Raw genomic sequence first — 16,054 nt, forward strand, 5'->3', positions numbered from 1 at the left:
TCGGCAGGGATTCGGACCGGGCCGCGTGCGCGTCACCAGCTAACATCTGGAAAGTGACCGACCGGGATGGCTATGCGCGACGCACGAATCGACGTGGCGATGCCACCCGGGAGAACATGCTGAAAGCGGCGGTGCGATCGCTGGCAACCGGAGGCCCCGGCGCGGTATCGGCCAGCAAGATCGCCCGCGAGATCGGCGCCACCTGGGGTGCGGTCAAATATCAGTTCGGCGATAACGACGGGCTCTGGGCCGCCGTGCTGCACTACACCGCCGAGCGGCGAGCCGAAATGCTCACCTTCACCGATACCGCCGCACCACTTCATCAGCGAGTCGCCAGCATCATCGACACCCTCTACGCGGGACTCACCTCCCCCGACTCCCGGGCGATCGAGAACCTGCGTGCCGCGTTGCCGCGCGATCACACCGAACTCGAACAGCTCTACCCGCGTACGGCCGCCGAACTAGCATCCTGGGGCCATGGGTGGCTTCGAACCTGCCAAAACGCCTTCGCGGACCTAGGCGTTGCCCCGGACCGCGTGGAGGAGATCGCAGCGCTGATCCCAGGCGCCATGCGCGGCATCAACTCCGAACGCCAACTCGGCACCTACTCCGACCTCGACAAGGCTCGGCGTGGACTCACCAACGCCATCGTCGCCTACCTCGAGGATTCGGGACGCCCGGCGGTTCGACGATCACCCGACCCGGATCAGCAGCGCTGAACCCGCCAGAGATTCACTGGTGCGGGATCTGGTGCGCGGCCCGGCTTCGCCCGTGCACCAACAGTTTTCGTGGTGCTCACGGAAGCGCCGGGCCACGTTCGCGGCCATGCTCCATGAGCGACTACGCTCACCGCAATATCGGCATGGGTGACGTGATCAACGAGGGAAGACGTAATGGAGGATCTCGCCGCGCGATTCGAGGAGCTGGGTCGCCTGGTACCGATCCCCCACCCATGGGACATAACGGAATACATCGCTCGGGTCGCCCAGTACCGCGGACGGCCGATCACGTTGTGCCCGATCGACGTCGGCGCCCTCTCGGCAAACGGATGCGGCACCGGAAGCGGCCTGTGGATTGCCCGGGAAGGCGATGACGTGATCATGTACGGAGCCGACTCCGAATGGCATGCCGATCACATCATCGCCCACGAGATCGGTCACATGCTGCTCGGCCACGGGACCGCGAGCGGTCCCGCTGGCGCCGCGGCTGATCTGCCGTTGCGCGAATTGATGCCCTCGCTGTCGCTGGAAACCATCCGCAGCGTACTGCGCCGCCAGGACTACGGTAGCGAGCGCGAGCTAGCCGCCGAAACCTTCGCCGACCTGCTGCTGGTGGAAGCGATGCTGCCGAAGCGGTCGGCGAGCCGGTTCCGATCGACGTTCTTCCGAAACCGGCATCGATGAGATGACCTCCCCGATCCCGGGTCTGATCACCTGGCCCGTCCTGACAGATATCGCGTTGGTGCTCGCCGGTCGGTGGTGGCTGTTGCGGGACAGCCTCGTCGACCGGCTCATCAACCGCGGGCTCGCCGCCGCGCTCTCCGAACACTTGTTGCGGGACGCATGGTTCCAACACTCACTGGCCTGGCTGCTGCCCGGCGACGACAGCGACGTGGTGAACATCGCCCGACAGCTCTCGCTGGGAGCAACCGTGTTGTGCATCTCGCATGTCTACGGCGTTGCCATGTTGTGGGCAGGCGCCGATCCCGCCCACACATGGCGCCGGCAGTGGCGCTATTACCTCGTCACGATCACCGCCACCACCGTCATCCTGACCGCAGGGACGCCCGCCCGCCGCGCCGACCAGTTGATCGACCAAACCCTGGGCTGGCCGGCTGTCGTGGTCTGGGCCGCTTTTTCCCTTCCGCTCGGCGCTACAGCCCTGCTCGTCGGCCGGGTATGCGTGCGCGAGATACATGCCGCAGGCGATACCGCCTGGCAGGAACGTGCACTGCACACAGCGGTCCTGGGCACCGCGGTGGGCCTGGGGATCGTAGCGGTCGTATACCCGGTCGGAACCATCATCAGTCTCATCACAGGCCAACCGTCATTCGATCCCGAGATGCACTGGAAAGCATGGAGCGGCTTCCTTCTCTCGGCCGTCGGCGCTCCCGCCGTGATCACGGTGCCGCTGATCAGCACCCTGCTCACCCACATCGGATGGGACCGCACCGGCCGATACTGCCGCCGCCTGCGGCCGATGTGGGCCGATCTCACCGCAGCCGTACCCGAAATCGTCTTAGAGATGCGGCGCGACCATAACGGCCGAACAGACCCGGCCATCCGCCTGCACCGCATGACGGTCGAGATCCGCGACAGCCTGCTGCATCTCGAGCGCTACAGCGACAGCCCCGACGATCTGGCCGCCACCGGCGGTGACCCATATATCTATGCCCGCCGCATCGCCGAGGCCATTGCCACCAAAGCTGCCGGGCACCCCCCGAGCGCGAGCCGGTTCACGCCCCGGCACCAAGTCCAACCAGGGGCACGGGACCTCACCGCGGAGCTGCGCCAGCTACTCGCACTTGCCAGGGCATGGCGGCAGGTCCGCGGCCTGACAAAGTCGCCATCGCGTACGTATGTGTATCCGCCAGCGCACGGACGCGGTGCGGCGTCCTCCCCGACCTCGGCTCGGTGATCGGCCCTGGATAAGGAGCCTTGCAACGATTCCCAACGCGCGCTCGAGCGCCAATGAAAAACGGCCCGGAACATTTGAGTTCCGGGCCGTTTCCCTAGTAGCGGGGACAGGATTTGAACCTGCGACCTCTGGGTTATGAGCCCAGCGAGCTACCGAGCTGCTCCACCCCGCGTCGGTAAACACAACATTACACACGTCTACGCACGGAAGGCAAATCGCTTACCTTCCAGGCGGTTTGCCCTGGTCAGGGAGCCGCGGCGACGGGTCACGGAAAGCCGAGGGACGTTGCGCACAGACGGCTCCGAGCGGAGGCGGTGGACGCCTACCGAATCCATCCACCGAACCAGGCGAGCGCGGCCGCGAAAGTCGTTCAAAGAAAACAGGCCTGTCGCCAAATGGTTTCAAACGTGACATGAGTCACTATTTCGTAGTGATCCCGAACACATAACGGCGCTATAACAGACCGACCGGAATCCATTCTTATGGCATTTGCGACCTGCGCAAACACCGGTATACACGTTATGCGCTTCATGCAATGGCGAAGTTATCAAGATGTGATCTACCGAGATTTCTTCGTTACCGTCGAGCCACGGCCCGGATCAGACGTGATGGGCTCGAACTCGAACCGCCGAACACCGGCGACCCTGTCCCGCGGTTCGAGGATCCCCGACACACCTGGGGGCAGGGACTCGGCATTTTGCATTACCGGGGGCGGTGGGCGCAGGGAGGGAATACAACATGTCGAAGCACCGAAAGCTCAGCACCCGCGCCCTCGGCTATGCCGCTGTCACCGGCGCAATCGTTGCCGTCCCGTTCGGTCTTTCCACCGGCACCGCAGCCGCCGCCCCGGCGCACAATTGGGATGGCGTCGCGCAGTGCGAAAGCGGTGGCAACTGGGGTATCAACACCGGAAATGGCTACTACGGCGGTCTGCAGTTCTCGCAGAGCACCTGGGCGGCCAACGGTGGCCACGGTTCCGCCAATAGTGCGAGCAAGGAAGAGCAGATCCGGGTGGCCGAGAATGTGCTCGCCACCCAGGGTGCGGGCGCCTGGCCGGTCTGCGGTCAGTACCTGCGCGCCGGTGAGTCCGAGCCGAGCCCGGCCCCGGCCGTCGTCGAGCCGGAGCCCGCCGCCCCTGAGGCCGCCCCCGCCCCGGTCTCCAGCGTCAAGGGCGCCATCGAGCAGGCCAAGTCCGCGGGCTACCAGCTGGCCAAGCAGAATGGCCTGGAGGGCCAGTACCAGCAGCTGCTGGACCAGAACGGCGCACTGATCGACTCGTTCGGTCGCTGACGTAGGAATTCGACGTCACTCGGCAACGGCGCCGAGGCGGACGTCGGTTCGACGTCAATGAGAACGGCCCCGTCGCCCGATTCCTTCGGGTGACGGGGCCGTTCTCGTTGGATCAGCGACCGGCGTCCTGATATGCCTTCACAGCGGCGTCCAGTTCCTCCAGCGCCCTGCCGAAGTCCTGGAAGTTCCCGGACTTCATGGCATTTCGCACAGTCTCGATCTTCTTGCTCAGCTCCGCGGCGGCGGCGTCCTTGGCGCCGGATCCGGTCGCGGGCGGGGGCGTGGTGCCCTGCGCCGGCGGTGTCGTGCCCTGCGTCGGCGGTGTGGCGCCGTGATCCGCCGGTGGCGCGGTCCCCGGTTTCGGCCTGCTCGCCGGATCACCGCCGAATGGCGTGGCCAGCGAACCTGTTCCGGGCAGCACCTGATTCAGCGCATCGGCCAGGGTGGAGGCGAAGCCGACCTTCACACTGCCCGCCACATCGCGATAGCTCACCAGTACCCGCAGCAACTGCGGGAAGGTGGAGCTGCCCGCACCGGTATTTCGCTCGTTGTAAAACGGCTCCACATAAAGGATTCCGCCGTCGGCGATCGGCAGTGTCAGCAGATTGCCATATCTGATCTTGTTCGAGTTCGACAGCAGTGTTTTCTGACTGGAGACTTCCGGCGCAGTCGTCATACTGTTCTGCGTTTGCTGCGGACCCTGTGTCTGCGTATCGGTCGGTAATTGCAAGATCGTGAATTTGCCGTATCCGTCCGGATCCGAACGCACCGAAATATAGGCGGACAGGAACTGCCGGTTGTAGCCGACCATGGCGCTGGTCAGATTGAATACCGGCTTATTGTTCGCCGACGCATCACCCAGCAGCACGTAGTACGGCGGCTGATTGAAGGTCCCGCCCTCGGTGGTCGGATCGCTCGGCACCGACCAGAAAGCGTTGTTGGTGAAGAACTCTCGCGGATTGTCCACATGGTATTTGGTCAGCATTTCGCGCTGCACCTTGAACAGATCCTCCGGATAGCGGAAGTGCGCGCGCAGTTCCGGTGAGATCTCGCTCTCCGGCTTGACCGCGCCCGGGAACACACCGCGCCAAGCCTTGAGCACCGGGTCGGTCGAGTCCACCTCGTAGAGGGTCACCGTGCCGTCGTAGGCATCGACGGTGGCCTTCACCGAATTGCGGATGTAGCTGACCTCCTTGCGCGGCAACAGCCTTCCGGTCTTCTTATCGATGCTGTCCTCGACCGCGCCCTCCAGCGAGGTGGTCTGCGCATACGGATAGTTGTCCAGCGTGGTGTACGCATCGACGATCCACTGGATCCGGCCGTTGACCACCGCCGGATAGGCATTGCCGTCGGTGGTCAGCCATGGTGCCACCTTCTGCACCCGCTCACGCGGGCTGCGGTTGAAGATGATCTTGGAGTTGTCGCCGATGGCCGAGGAGAACAGCAGATTGCGCTCGGTGTACTTGGCCGCGAAGGCCAACCGGTTGAACCAGTTCCCGATCGAGACGCCACCCTTGCCGTTGTAGGTGAACTGCGCTGTGTCGGAATCGTATTCGCGCGGGTGCTGACCGTTGGAGGAACCTACGATCGCGTAGTCGGGATTGGACTGTGAGATCAGCTCGCCGTAGTAGACGCGCGGCTGGTCGACCTTGATCTGCTGCTGGTCGGTCGAGTTGAACAGGTCGCTGACCAGGAAGATGGGGTAGCCGCTGTCGCTGCTGCCGCCGGTGTTGGCATTGGGGTCCTCGTACTGCGGCCGGTTCACCCGGTTGGCGGGCGCCGCGACGAAGCCGTTGCCGTGGGTGTAGACGGTGTGCTTGTTGATCCAGTCGGTCTGGTTACCGCTCAGCGCCGAAGGATGCAGTTCACGAGCCGCCACGATGTAGTCCTGGATATCACCCTTGAGGTTGTAGCGGTCGATATCCAGCGACTCCGGGAAGCCATAGAAGTTCTTCAACTGCTTGAGCTGAGTGAAGGTGGGCGACAAGATATTCGGGTCGAGCAGGCGGGCATTGCCGATCGTCGCCGCATCCACCGGAACTTCCAGCGGGCTCTTCGAACTATCGCCCTTGTAGTCCTTGTACTCGATCTTGTCCGAGGTGATGCCGAACGCCTGCCTGGTCGCCGCGATATTGCGTTCGATGTACTCACTCTCTTTGTCGGCGGCGTTCGGACGCACCGAGAACTGCTCGACCACCAGCGGCCATACCGCGCCGACCAGGACGGAAGAGAGCACGAGCAGCGCGGCCGCCATGGCGGGCACCCGCAGATCGCGCAGCACGATACCGGCGAAGAAGGCGATCGCGCAGATCACCGCGATGGACAGCAGGATCAGCTTCGCGGGCAATACGGCGTTGATATCGGTGTAGGAACCACCGGTGAAGGTCGGCTCCTTACGACTGCTCGACAGCAGCTCGTAGCGGTCGAACCAGTAGGCAATCGCCTTGAGCAGCACGAAGATTCCGGCGATGACCGCGAGCTGGATGCGCGCGGGCCTGGTCAGCGTGCCCTCGCGCCCGGTCAGGCGCAGGCCACCGAAGACGTAGTGCGTCACCAGACTGGCGAAGAAGGCGATGACGACCGCGACGAACAGCCAGTTCAGCACCATCCGGTAGAACGGCAGGTCGAAGGCGTAGAAGCCGACATCGAGGCCGAACTGCGGATCCTTCTGGCCGAACGAATCGCCATTGAGGAACAGTTGCACGGTGACCCAATTCGACTGCGCCACCAAGCCGGAGAGCACGCCGAGCACCAGCGGAATGCCGATCCCGAACAACTTGAGCCGGCTCATCACGGTGGTGCGGTAGCGCGCGATCGGATCGTTCGGACCCGCCACCGGTATGAATACCGGCCTGGTCCGGTACGCCAGCAGCAGCGCCAACCACACGACAAGACCGACGAACAACGCGACGACGATGAACAACAGGATCCGCGTGCGCAGCACGGTGAGATAGACGTTGCGGAAACCGACCTCGCCGAACCACAACCAGTTCGTATAGGTGTCGGTCAGCCGCGGTCCCAGCAGCAGCAGCGCCGCCAGAATGATTGCCGCCACCAGCAGCACTCGGCTGCGTCGGGACAACGAAGGTAAGCCGGTGGGGGGCCGCATGCCCACGATGCCACTCTCCAAGGTCCGGCGGCGCGCGCACCGATTTCTCAGCCGTGACACCGCAGTCCGATGTTGCAGGTGGTCCAAAGCGGACCGTTTCGGCCCACTCTACGGAATCTGAGAGGGTACAGACCGGTGGGTTGCGATTGGTCTGCGATTACGCACGCACCGACCTATCGATTCCGAGTGTTTGATTGGATATCGATGTGACCGCAGACCTGCACGCCGAACTCGTCCTCGCCCGTTCCGTCCGTGAAGTGGCGGAATTCGTCGATGCCGAGGGCTGGGGCAGACCGCCGCAGATGTTCGCGCTGGTGCCGACTGTCGATCTGGTCGCGGCTGAGCCCGGATTGCTCGATCAGCTGGATCAGGGCAGCGAATTGACTCCCATTGCCCAGGAGTCCTTCCCGGCGGACATCACCGGCGGATCGATGGCGCTCGACGAATTCCTCGCCACCACCAGCTGGCCCGATGCCGTGAGCGGCTGCGTGCTCGTCCAAGAGATCGTCGTGCTGCCGCCGGATGCCGAGACCACCCTCGACGACGCGCTCACCCCGCTACTCGCCGATCATGAGGCCGCCGACGCCGCAGCGCGCGCCGCCGCCGAGACGCATCCGGGGCGCCGCACGGCCCGGCTCTTCGCCGCGGTACTGCGCACCGGCGCGGATCTGTGCCTACTGCAGGTCAAACCCGAGGACGACGTCGACGACTTCGGCGATCTCGACCTGCGCACCTATCCGAATCTGGCGCCCAACCTCATCGAGGCACTGCACCACACCATGGAGTGATCAGCCGCAGGAGACGGTCTGGCGACCGGCGTTGATGTCGTTGAGGGATTGCACCGCGCCGGTGAGGTTTTCGACCTTCACCAGGCGCAGGCCGTCGGGTGTGCGCTGTTTGGCCTCATTACAGTTGGCGGCCGGGACCAGGAAGGTCTCCGCACCGGCATCGCGCGCGGCCATCATCTTGTACTGGATGCCGCCGATCGGGCCGACCTTGCCGTCCTGATCGATGGTTCCGGTACCGGCGACGAACTTGCCGCCGTCGAGTTCACCGGGCGTGAGCTTGTCGATCAGCGCGAGGCTGAACATGAGACCGGCCGACGGTCCACCGATATCGGCGAGGTTGAACGAGACCTCCATGGGCGGGCGCGCCCCCTCGGTCGGGGTCAGGCCGAGATAGCCCTTGTTCGCGTCGTCGGGGCGCGCGGCCAGAGTGATAGTCGCGGTTTGTTCGGTGTTCTCGCGCCGGTAGGTCACGGTGATCTGACTGCCCGGCGCCTGCGAGGACACCGCGGTGACGACATCCTTGGGCGTGGCGATCGGTGCGCCGTTGACGCTGACCAGTTCGTCGCCCGCCTTCAGCGTCTCCTTGGCCGGACCGTCGTCGGAGACCTTGCGCACCAGCACCACCGTCGGCAGGTTCAGCAAGTGCAGCGCCGCCACTTCGGCATTGCTCTCGGAATCCTTGAAGTCCTGCTGGTTGGACTTATCGATCTCCTCGCGCGGGACACCGGGTGGGTATACCTCGGCGCGCGGGACCAGTCCGTGCTCGCCGCTGACCCAGAACCCGAACGCCTCGAAGATATTGAGTCCGTCACGGACCGAGACCGTTGTCATATTCAGATGACCGGTCACCGGGTCGAGTTCGGCGCCGCGGACGTCGACGACCTGCTTGCCATCGACCGAGCCGAGGGTATTGAACGTGGGTCCCGGCCCGAGTGCGACAAAGGGCACAGTGAGCAGGCTGCCCACCACACCGAGGACGAGCACCGGGATCAGGGCGGCCACCAGGGTCAGGATCCGACGATTCACCTGGACCACAGTAGTGATCGCCATCGCGCCCGTTCGTGCGAGGCGCATATTTACCGGCGTACGCGCGCCGGGGATTTCGCGCCGCGCGAACATCGACCCCCTACACCGCGCGCGTAAGGTTTGCAGTATGAGTGACCTCCCCTTCGGATTCTCGAACCGCGATGATGACGACCGCAACCGCGGCGACGAGCCGAGCGGTGCCGGGGCGAATGATCCGTTCGGTTTCGGTGGGGCGGGTGCGGGTGGTTTCGATCCGGCCCAGCTCGGTCAGATGCTCACCTCACTCGGCCAGATGCTCAGCGGGATGGGGCAACCCGGTTCGGCGCAATCCGGCCCGGTCAATTACGACGTGGCCAAGCGATTGGCCCGCCAGCAGCTCGGCACGAGTGTGACGCCGGTCTCCGAGAGCACGGTCAAGGCCGTTGCCGATGCCGCGCGTCTGGCCGAACTGTGGCTCGACGGCGCGACCACCCTGCCCGCGGGTGCCAGCAGAACCGCGGCCTGGACCGCCAACGATTGGATCGAGGAAACGCTGCCGACCTGGAAGCGGCTGTGCGATCCGGTGGCCGAACAGATCTCTGGCATGTGGACCGCGCAGTTGCCCGAGGAGGCACGCGAATTCGCCGGTCCGATGGTCGGCATGCTCGGCCAGATGGGCGGACTCGCCTTCGGCTCGCAGCTCGGGCAGGCGCTCGGCCAACTCGCCAAGGAGGTGCTGACCTCCACCGATATCGGACTGCCGCTCGGCCCGACCGGCACCGCGGCACTGCTGCCAGCGGCCATCTCGGAGTTCAGCGCGGGACTCGAGCAGCCCGAAAGCGAGATCCTGGTCTTCCTCGCGGCCCGCGAAGCCGCCCATCAGCGCCTGTTCGGACACGTGCCGTGGCTGCGTCAGCAGGTGCTCGGCGCGGTCGAGGGCTATGCGCGCGGCATCAAGATGGACTTCTCCGCGCTGGAATCGGCGGCCCAGAATATCGATCCGATGTCGCTGACCGATCCCTCGAAACTCGAGGAGATCCTGTCCCAGGGCGCGTTCGAACCGCAGACCACCCCGGAGCAGAAGCAGGCGCTGGAGCGGCTGGAGACGCTGCTGGCCCTGATCGAAGGCTGGGTGCAGGTCGTGGTCACCGAGGCGATCGGTGACCGCCTGCCCGGCGCGGGCGCACTCGCCGAAACGCTGATCCGCCGCCGCGCCACCGGCGGTCCGGCCGAGCAGACCTTCGCGACGCTGGTCGGACTCGAGCTGCGGCCCCGCAAGCTACGTGAAGCGGCGGCGCTATGGCGGCGGCTCACCGCTGATGCGGGCATCGACGCCAGGGACGCCGTCTGGGCGCATCCGGATCTACTGCCGGACTCCAATGATCTGGATTCCCCCGCGGGTTTCATCGATTCGGTGATCGGCGGCGGCGTGGACGCCTTCGACGATCCGCTGGCCCAATTGGCCGAAACCGAGGCACGCGAAAAGGCCGAACGCGAGGCCGCCAAGGGTGACGGCGAATCCGGCCCGGACCTCGGCAAGGACACCGACGCGTCCTGAGACGTGTCCTGTTGATAAGCGCGAATTCCTGTGGATTATTACAGGATTCGCGCTGATTCGTCGATGACCCGCTCCGCATACTGCTGCCATGACGACGAGGCGGATGTGCGGGCCGATGTTGGCGCCGCGGGTGACCGTATTGGTTCGGTCGTCCGGGGTCGTGCAATTGGGGTGGGATCCGGAGCGGGCGCTACTACTGGATCGGACCGCATTGGATACCGATACCGTGCTGGCATTCCTGCGGCTGCTCGACGGTATGCACAGTCGCCCGCAGGTCATCTGGCGGGCCGGGGAATGTGGGATCGAACCCGAGGACGCGGCGGAGCTGCTGAATCGCATCAATGACGCGGGTCTGCTGCTGCATGCGGATCCGCGACTGGGACGGCTGCGTTCGGTGCGGGTGCACGGGCTCGGCCCGCTCTCGGATGCCGTCACGACCGGATTGCGGCGGCTCGGGCTGCGGCCGATGCGCTCGCGCGGGTACCGCCCTGATAGTTCGGTGCTGGATTGGCACGGTGAGCTCGTGGTGCTGACCGATGCGCTCGTGATCGAACCGCGCCTGGCCAATGACCTTGTGCTGCACGGGATTCCACATGTGCAGGTGCGCATTCGCGATGGCAAAGGCGTAGTTGGACCGCTGGTCTTTCCCGGCTTGACGAGCTGTCTGCGCTGCCTCGATCTGACCCGCTGTGAGTACGACCCGGAGTGGCCGCAGCTGGCGAGCCAATTGCTCGGCCGAGTCGGGCACGCCTCACCGGCCGGAATCCTGGCGACGGCGGCATTGCTGCTCGGCGAACTCGAGGCGATCATGGACTGTTCTCCTGAGCGTCAGCTCGACACGATGAACACCACGATCGAACTCGAACTCGATACACACCGGATCTCGCGGCGGGAATGGCCGCAGCACGACGGCTGCGGATGCCGCCGTATTTTCTCTGCTCCGACTGGATGAGAGTGTCGATTCTTACAGTCCGCTAGGCAACGACACCAAGATTGTCGTGGCGATCGCACGGGTCCGTCCGCCATGATGGGTTACGTGTCTGAGATCGTGCGCCGTCGCTCGTCCCGCAATGCCAAGTTAGCCAAGATTCCGCTGGGTATCGCCGGACGAGCCGCCGTCGGATTCGGTAAGAAGCTGGCCGGTGGCGATAAGGGGGAGATCAACGCTCAGTTGAACCAGAAGGCCGCCCAGCAGTTGTTCACCGTGCTCGGTGAGCTCAAGGGCGGTGCGATGAAGTTCGGTCAGGCGCTGAGCGTCATGGAGGCCGCGGTGCCCGAGGAATTCGGCGAGCACTACCGCGAGGCACTCACCAAACTGCAGGCCGCCGCGCCGCCGATGCCCGCCGAGACCGTGCACCGGGTGCTGGACCAGCAGCTCGGCACCCAGTGGCGGCAGCGCTTCACAGCCTTCGACGACGCCCCGGCCGCATCGGCGAGCATCGGCCAGGTGCACAAGGCGGTGTGGTCGGACGGCCGAGCCGTCGCGGTGAAGGTGCAGTATCCCGGTGCCGACGAGGCGCTGCGCGCCGATCTCAAGACACTGTCGCGGATGACCGGTCTGATCGCTTCGGTGATTCCGGGCGCGGACGTGAAGCCGCTGCTCGCCGAGATCACCGAGCGCACCGAGGAGGAACTCGATTACCGTAACGAGGCCGCCAATCAGCGCGCCTTCGCCAAGGCCTTCGACGGACACCCGGAGATCGTGGTGCCGAAGGTGGTGGCCAGCGCGCCGAAGGTGATCGTGACCGAATGGCTGAACGGCACGCCGGTCTCACAAATCATCAAGCAGGGGGTCGAGGATCCGGAAGGCACCCGTCCGCTGCGCAATAGGGTCGCCGGATTGATGGGCAAACTGCACTTCTCCTCGCCGGAGACCGTCGGTCTGCTGCACGCCGATCCGCATCCCGGCAACTTCATGATGCTGTCCGACGGCAAACTGGCCGTCATCGATTTCGGCGCCTGCGCGCCCATGCCCGATGGCTTCCCAGAGGCCCTCGGCCGGATGCTGGCCCTCGCACTCGACGAACGCTTCGATGAACTGGTCGAGCTCATGTACGACAACGGCTGGGTGATTCCGGGCCGAACCGTTACCGATAAGGAGATCGCGGACTATCTGCGGCCGTTCACCGATCCGATCCAGACCGACTCGTTCCACTTCACCCGCAAGTGGATGCAGCGGGTGGCGGGTAAGGCCTCCGATATCGGCAGTCCGGATATGAAGACCGCGCGGGCACTACAGTTGCCCACGCAGTACCTGATGATCTTCCGCGTGCTCAGCGGTACGGTCGGCATTCTGGCCCAGCTCGATGCGGAGCTCCCGTTCATGCAACTGGTGCGGGCCTGGATGCCTGGCTTCCGCGAGGAGCGCTCCGCTAGCTGAAAGCTCGAAAGAGATTGGCCGAGAACGCAAACGAGCCGCCCACCGGATCTCACGGTGAGCGGCTTGTTTGCTTTCTCGTTCCTGGGCCCTACCCGGAACGGATTCGGCCGTATCCGGATAGGCCTCAGCGACCGGAGGGAGGGGAATCACAGATCTCATGCCGAGATCGCGACCTTGCGTGGACGTCCACGCGGGCGCTTGCGGGCGATCACGACACCCTGGTCGAAGATCTCACCGCCCCAGACACCCCACGGCTCGCCCCGATCCATGGCCGCGGTCAGGCAGCCCTTTCGGATGGGGCAGGACGCGCACAGCGCCTTGGCCTGCTCCAACTGGACCGGGCTCTCGGCGAACCAGAGATCGGGGTCTCCGGCTCGACAAGGCAGGACCTTTGTGACCTCCCGGGGGCGGGTGGGCCGTGCCACGGTTCGGCATGTCACGTCAGTAGTGGCTTGTGGCCTCTCTGCGGTGAACACGTCGTTCTCCTTCAGCTCGTTTGCAGCGGTACGTTTCGTTCGTTCCGCGAAACCGAGGCCGGTGGGCTGAAGGGCCGGTAAAAATACTGGCCACGGTTTCGCTTCGGGCGATCCGTGGCCAGGAGGTCGGGGGGTGTTCCCTACCTAGTTCGACATCTCTGTCGAATCCTGATCACGGTCGCTGGGTGTGCGGTGCGGCGGAGGCGTGCTGCCCGCAGATCTGCCGGTGCATATCCGGCCTCAACTGCGAAGACACCGGCTTCTGCCGTAATGGCAAAGGCCGGGTGCCAGCCCGCGCTTGGCTTGTCCTGAATGACGACGCGACTCGGGGAATGCATGCTCATGGCTTTGCCTTGCTCCCCGAATACGCCGACACCGGACAGACCGATCCCCTGCAAAGCAGCGAGGATCCCCCGGGAGGCCGACATGACGGGCGCAGCATTCACCGCAACGCCAGTGGCGCTGAAGTTCGTATTGCCATTCATCGGTCTGCCTCCCTCCTGTACTCGTGTCGGTAACTCTGCGCGCCGAGATGACCTCCCGGTGCGTGAAATCCACCATATGTGTTGCCGCTCATTGCGACAACCTATTTTCTACCTGCGGTTTTGTGGGCTTGACCGCAGCCGCGATGCCACTATCGACAACACCTCGGCCCCGTACTGCTCGAGCTTCTTCGCCCCGATTCCGGGTATGGCGGCGAGTGCGTTGTCATCGGCGGGCAGTTGCTCGGCGATCGCGGTGAGTGTGGTGTCGGTGAAGATCACGAACTCGCGCACCCGCAGATCCTGCGCTTTCTCCTCGCGCCACGCCTGTAGCGCCGCGAGTAGCTCGGCGTCGAGTTCGGCCGGGCAGCGGCGGCAGCGGCCGAGCATGGTGGCGTAGGTGCCGATCAACGGTTTGGCACATACCCGACAGGTCGGGCGCACACCATTCGAGGCAGTGTCGGCAACAGGTGCGGCGATTCGCGAGGCCGGCGAGTCGTCGGGCACCAGGCCGTTGAGGAATCGCGAGCGCCGCCGCGTACGCCTACTGCCCCCGCCGCGCGAGAGCGCCCAGGACAATTGCAGATACTCGCGTGCCCTGGTCACGCCGACGTAGAGCAGTCGCCTTTCCTCTTCGAGCGCCGCCTGATCGGCGACCGAGCCGTCGTCGCCGAGCACATGGGCGATCGGCAGCGTGCCGTCGGCGACGCCGACCAGGAATACCGCGTCCCACTCCAAGCCCTTCGCCGCATGCAACGATGCGAGGGTTACGCCCTGGACGGTGGGTGGGTGCCTGGCCTCGGCGCGTGCGGCCAACTCGCGCAGCAAGCCGATCAGGTCGAGTGCGTCGTCGTGGTCGACCAACTCTTCGGTCAGGCGCACAAGCGCCATCAACGCTTCCCAACGCTCGCGCGCCTGGGCTCCCGCGGGTTCGGTTGCGGTAAGTCCGACGGGCGCGAGTGCGGCGCGCACCAAGGTAACCAAGGCCTTACCACTGCGGGACTGGTCGGGTAGATCCTCGCGAGCGGCTACCTGGCGCAGTGCGGATATGGCTTGCCTGACCTCATTTCGGGCGAAAAACCCCTCGCCACCGCGGACCTGGTACGGAATGCCGAGTTCGGTCAGTGCCTGTTCATAGGCTTCGGACTGCGCGTTGATCCGATAGAGCACGGCGATTTCGGCGGGGGGCGTGCCCGCGGCGACCAGTTTCTTGATAGACCGCGCGACCGCATGGGCCTCGGCCGGGCCGTCATCGAATTCGGCGAATACCGGTTCCGGGCCGTCGTCGCGCTGGCCGACCAGTTGCAGCCGGGTGCCCGCGATGCGACCGCGCGCGGCGCCGATCACCCGGTTGGCCAGTGAGACCACCTGCGGCGTCGAGCGATAGTCGCGTTCCAGCCGGACCACCGTCGCCTCCGGAAAGCGGCGGGAGAAGTCGAGCAGATAACTCGGGGTGGCACCGGTGAAGGAGTAGATCGTCTGGTTCGCGTCGCCGACCACGGTCACATCGTCGCGGTCGCCGAGCCAGGCGTCGAGCACCCGCTGCTGCAATGGCGTGACGTCCTGATATTCGTCGACCACGAAACTGCGGTAGCGCCCGCGGAATTCGTCGGCCACCGACGCGTAGTCCTCCAGCGCGGCGGCGGTGTGCAGCAGCAGATCGTCGAAGTCGAGCAGTAGTCCGTCCGGTGTTGCCTTCAACTTCTCGTAGCCGCTGTAGGCGGCCGCGACCCGCATCGGGTCATACGGCGGCTCGCGGCGGTGTTTGGCCACGGCCGCCGGATAGTCCTCCGGCGCGATGAGAGTGGCCTTCGCCCATTCGATTTCGGTGAGCAGATCGCGCACGGCTTCGGTGTGCGAGGACAATCCGGCCTGATGCGCGGCCTGTGCCACGACCGGAAATTTGCGATCGAGCAACTGCCACGGCACATCGCCGACGATCTGCGGCCAGAAGTATTTGAGCTGGCGTAGCGCGGCCGCGTGAAAGGTGCGCGCCTGCACCTGATTGGCCTCGCCGCCGAGACCGAGCGCACGCAGACGGTTGCGCATCTCCCCCGCCGCGCGCGCGGTGAATGTCACCGCGAGCACCTGGTCGGCCTTGACGTGTCCGGCGGAAACCAGATGCGCGATGCGGTGGGTGATGGTTCTGGTTTTGCCGGTACCGGCACCGGCGAGCACACAGACCGGACCCCGGGGCGCACGGACGGCCGCGGCTTGTTCGGGGTCCAGCGAGTCCAACTCCGGGCGGGTGGACTCACTCGTACTGGTTGCCGACACGACACACATCATGGCAGTGCCCGCCGACAAGTGGTCGCGCAAGGGATCCGGT

General features: G+C 65.1%; 12 protein-coding genes and 1 tRNA gene. 8 read left to right on the forward strand and 5 right to left on the reverse strand.

From position 1 onward, the window contains the following. Positions 1-116: 116 nt before the first annotated feature. The 3 genes from ACQP2U_RS34015 to ACQP2U_RS34025 all read left to right on the forward strand — a co-directional run bounded on the left by ACQP2U_RS34015 (position 117) and on the right by ACQP2U_RS34025 (position 2,637). Positions 117-719, forward strand: coding sequence for a TetR/AcrR family transcriptional regulator (locus ACQP2U_RS34015; RefSeq protein ID WP_433716664.1), 603 nt, complete (start codon positions 117-119; stop codon positions 717-719). Between the two features lie 174 nt (positions 720-893). Further along, positions 894-1,403 (forward strand): hypothetical protein, encoded by a 510-nt coding sequence (locus ACQP2U_RS34020; RefSeq protein WP_433711243.1) that lies wholly within the window; start codon positions 894-896, stop codon positions 1,401-1,403. 1 nt (position 1,404) lies between these two features. Next, positions 1,405-2,637 carry an MAB_1171c family putative transporter gene (locus ACQP2U_RS34025; RefSeq protein ID WP_433711244.1) on the forward strand — a complete coding sequence of 411 codons (1,233 nt, stop codon included), beginning with the start codon at positions 1,405-1,407 and terminating at the stop codon, positions 2,635-2,637. Between the two features lie 98 nt (positions 2,638-2,735). Here the strand turns inward: ACQP2U_RS34025 and ACQP2U_RS34030 are convergent. Beyond that, positions 2,736-2,809: transfer RNA gene (locus ACQP2U_RS34030), tRNA-Met, on the reverse strand. Between the two features lie 566 nt (positions 2,810-3,375). On the opposite strand from ACQP2U_RS34030, the gene ACQP2U_RS34035 reads away from it, so the two are divergent. Continuing rightward, the gene (locus ACQP2U_RS34035) at positions 3,376-3,927 is read left to right on the forward strand and encodes a transglycosylase family protein (RefSeq protein ID WP_433711245.1); all 552 of its coding nucleotides are present in this window, start codon (positions 3,376-3,378) and stop codon (positions 3,925-3,927) included. Positions 3,928-4,039: 112 nt separating this feature from the next. Here ACQP2U_RS34035 and ACQP2U_RS34040 read toward each other — a convergent pair whose 3' ends face one another. Then, on the reverse strand, positions 4,040-7,042 hold the full coding sequence (locus ACQP2U_RS34040; protein ID WP_433711246.1) for a UPF0182 family protein: 3,003 nt from the start codon (positions 7,040-7,042) through the stop codon (positions 4,040-4,042). A gap of 200 nt (positions 7,043-7,242) precedes the next feature. On the opposite strand from ACQP2U_RS34040, the gene ACQP2U_RS34045 reads away from it, so the two are divergent. After that, the gene (locus tag ACQP2U_RS34045) at positions 7,243-7,824 is read left to right on the forward strand and encodes a PPA1309 family protein (protein WP_433711247.1); all 582 of its coding nucleotides are present in this window, start codon (positions 7,243-7,245) and stop codon (positions 7,822-7,824) included. Here ACQP2U_RS34045 and ACQP2U_RS34050 read toward each other — a convergent pair whose 3' ends face one another. After that, entirely contained in the window at positions 7,825-8,850 is a 1,026-nt protein-coding gene (locus ACQP2U_RS34050) for a YlbL family protein (protein WP_433711249.1), read from the reverse strand. 127 nt (positions 8,851-8,977) lie between these two features. Between ACQP2U_RS34050 and ACQP2U_RS34055 the strand changes: the two genes are divergently transcribed. The 3 genes from ACQP2U_RS34055 (at position 8,978) to ACQP2U_RS34065 (ending at position 12,767) form a co-directional block, all read left to right on the forward strand. Continuing rightward, a complete protein-coding gene (locus tag ACQP2U_RS34055) occupies positions 8,978-10,387 on the forward strand; it encodes a zinc-dependent metalloprotease (protein WP_433711250.1) in 1,410 nt (469 codons plus the stop codon). 88 nt (positions 10,388-10,475) lie between these two features. Further along, a complete protein-coding gene (locus ACQP2U_RS34060) occupies positions 10,476-11,339 on the forward strand; it encodes a hypothetical protein (protein ID WP_433711252.1) in 864 nt (287 codons plus the stop codon). 75 nt (positions 11,340-11,414) lie between these two features. Next, positions 11,415-12,767, forward strand: coding sequence for an ABC1 kinase family protein (locus tag ACQP2U_RS34065; protein WP_433716665.1), 1,353 nt, complete (start codon positions 11,415-11,417; stop codon positions 12,765-12,767). A gap of 155 nt (positions 12,768-12,922) precedes the next feature. On the opposite strand, the gene ACQP2U_RS34070 is transcribed toward ACQP2U_RS34065, so the two are convergent. Together ACQP2U_RS34070 and ACQP2U_RS34075 are read right to left on the reverse strand one after the other, a co-directional pair. Next, complete coding sequence (locus ACQP2U_RS34070; RefSeq protein ID WP_396958728.1) at positions 12,923-13,243, reverse strand: WhiB family transcriptional regulator; 321 nt, start codon at positions 13,241-13,243, stop codon at positions 12,923-12,925. 593 nt (positions 13,244-13,836) lie between these two features. After that, on the reverse strand, positions 13,837-16,011 hold the full coding sequence (locus ACQP2U_RS34075; protein WP_433716666.1) for an ATP-dependent DNA helicase UvrD2: 2,175 nt from the start codon (positions 16,009-16,011) through the stop codon (positions 13,837-13,839). Positions 16,012-16,054: the final 43 nt, after the last annotated feature.

Source organism: Nocardia sp. CA-084685 (genome assembly GCF_050955785.1).
In the GTDB taxonomy this organism is placed as follows: Bacteria; Actinomycetota; Actinomycetes; order Mycobacteriales; family Mycobacteriaceae; genus Nocardia.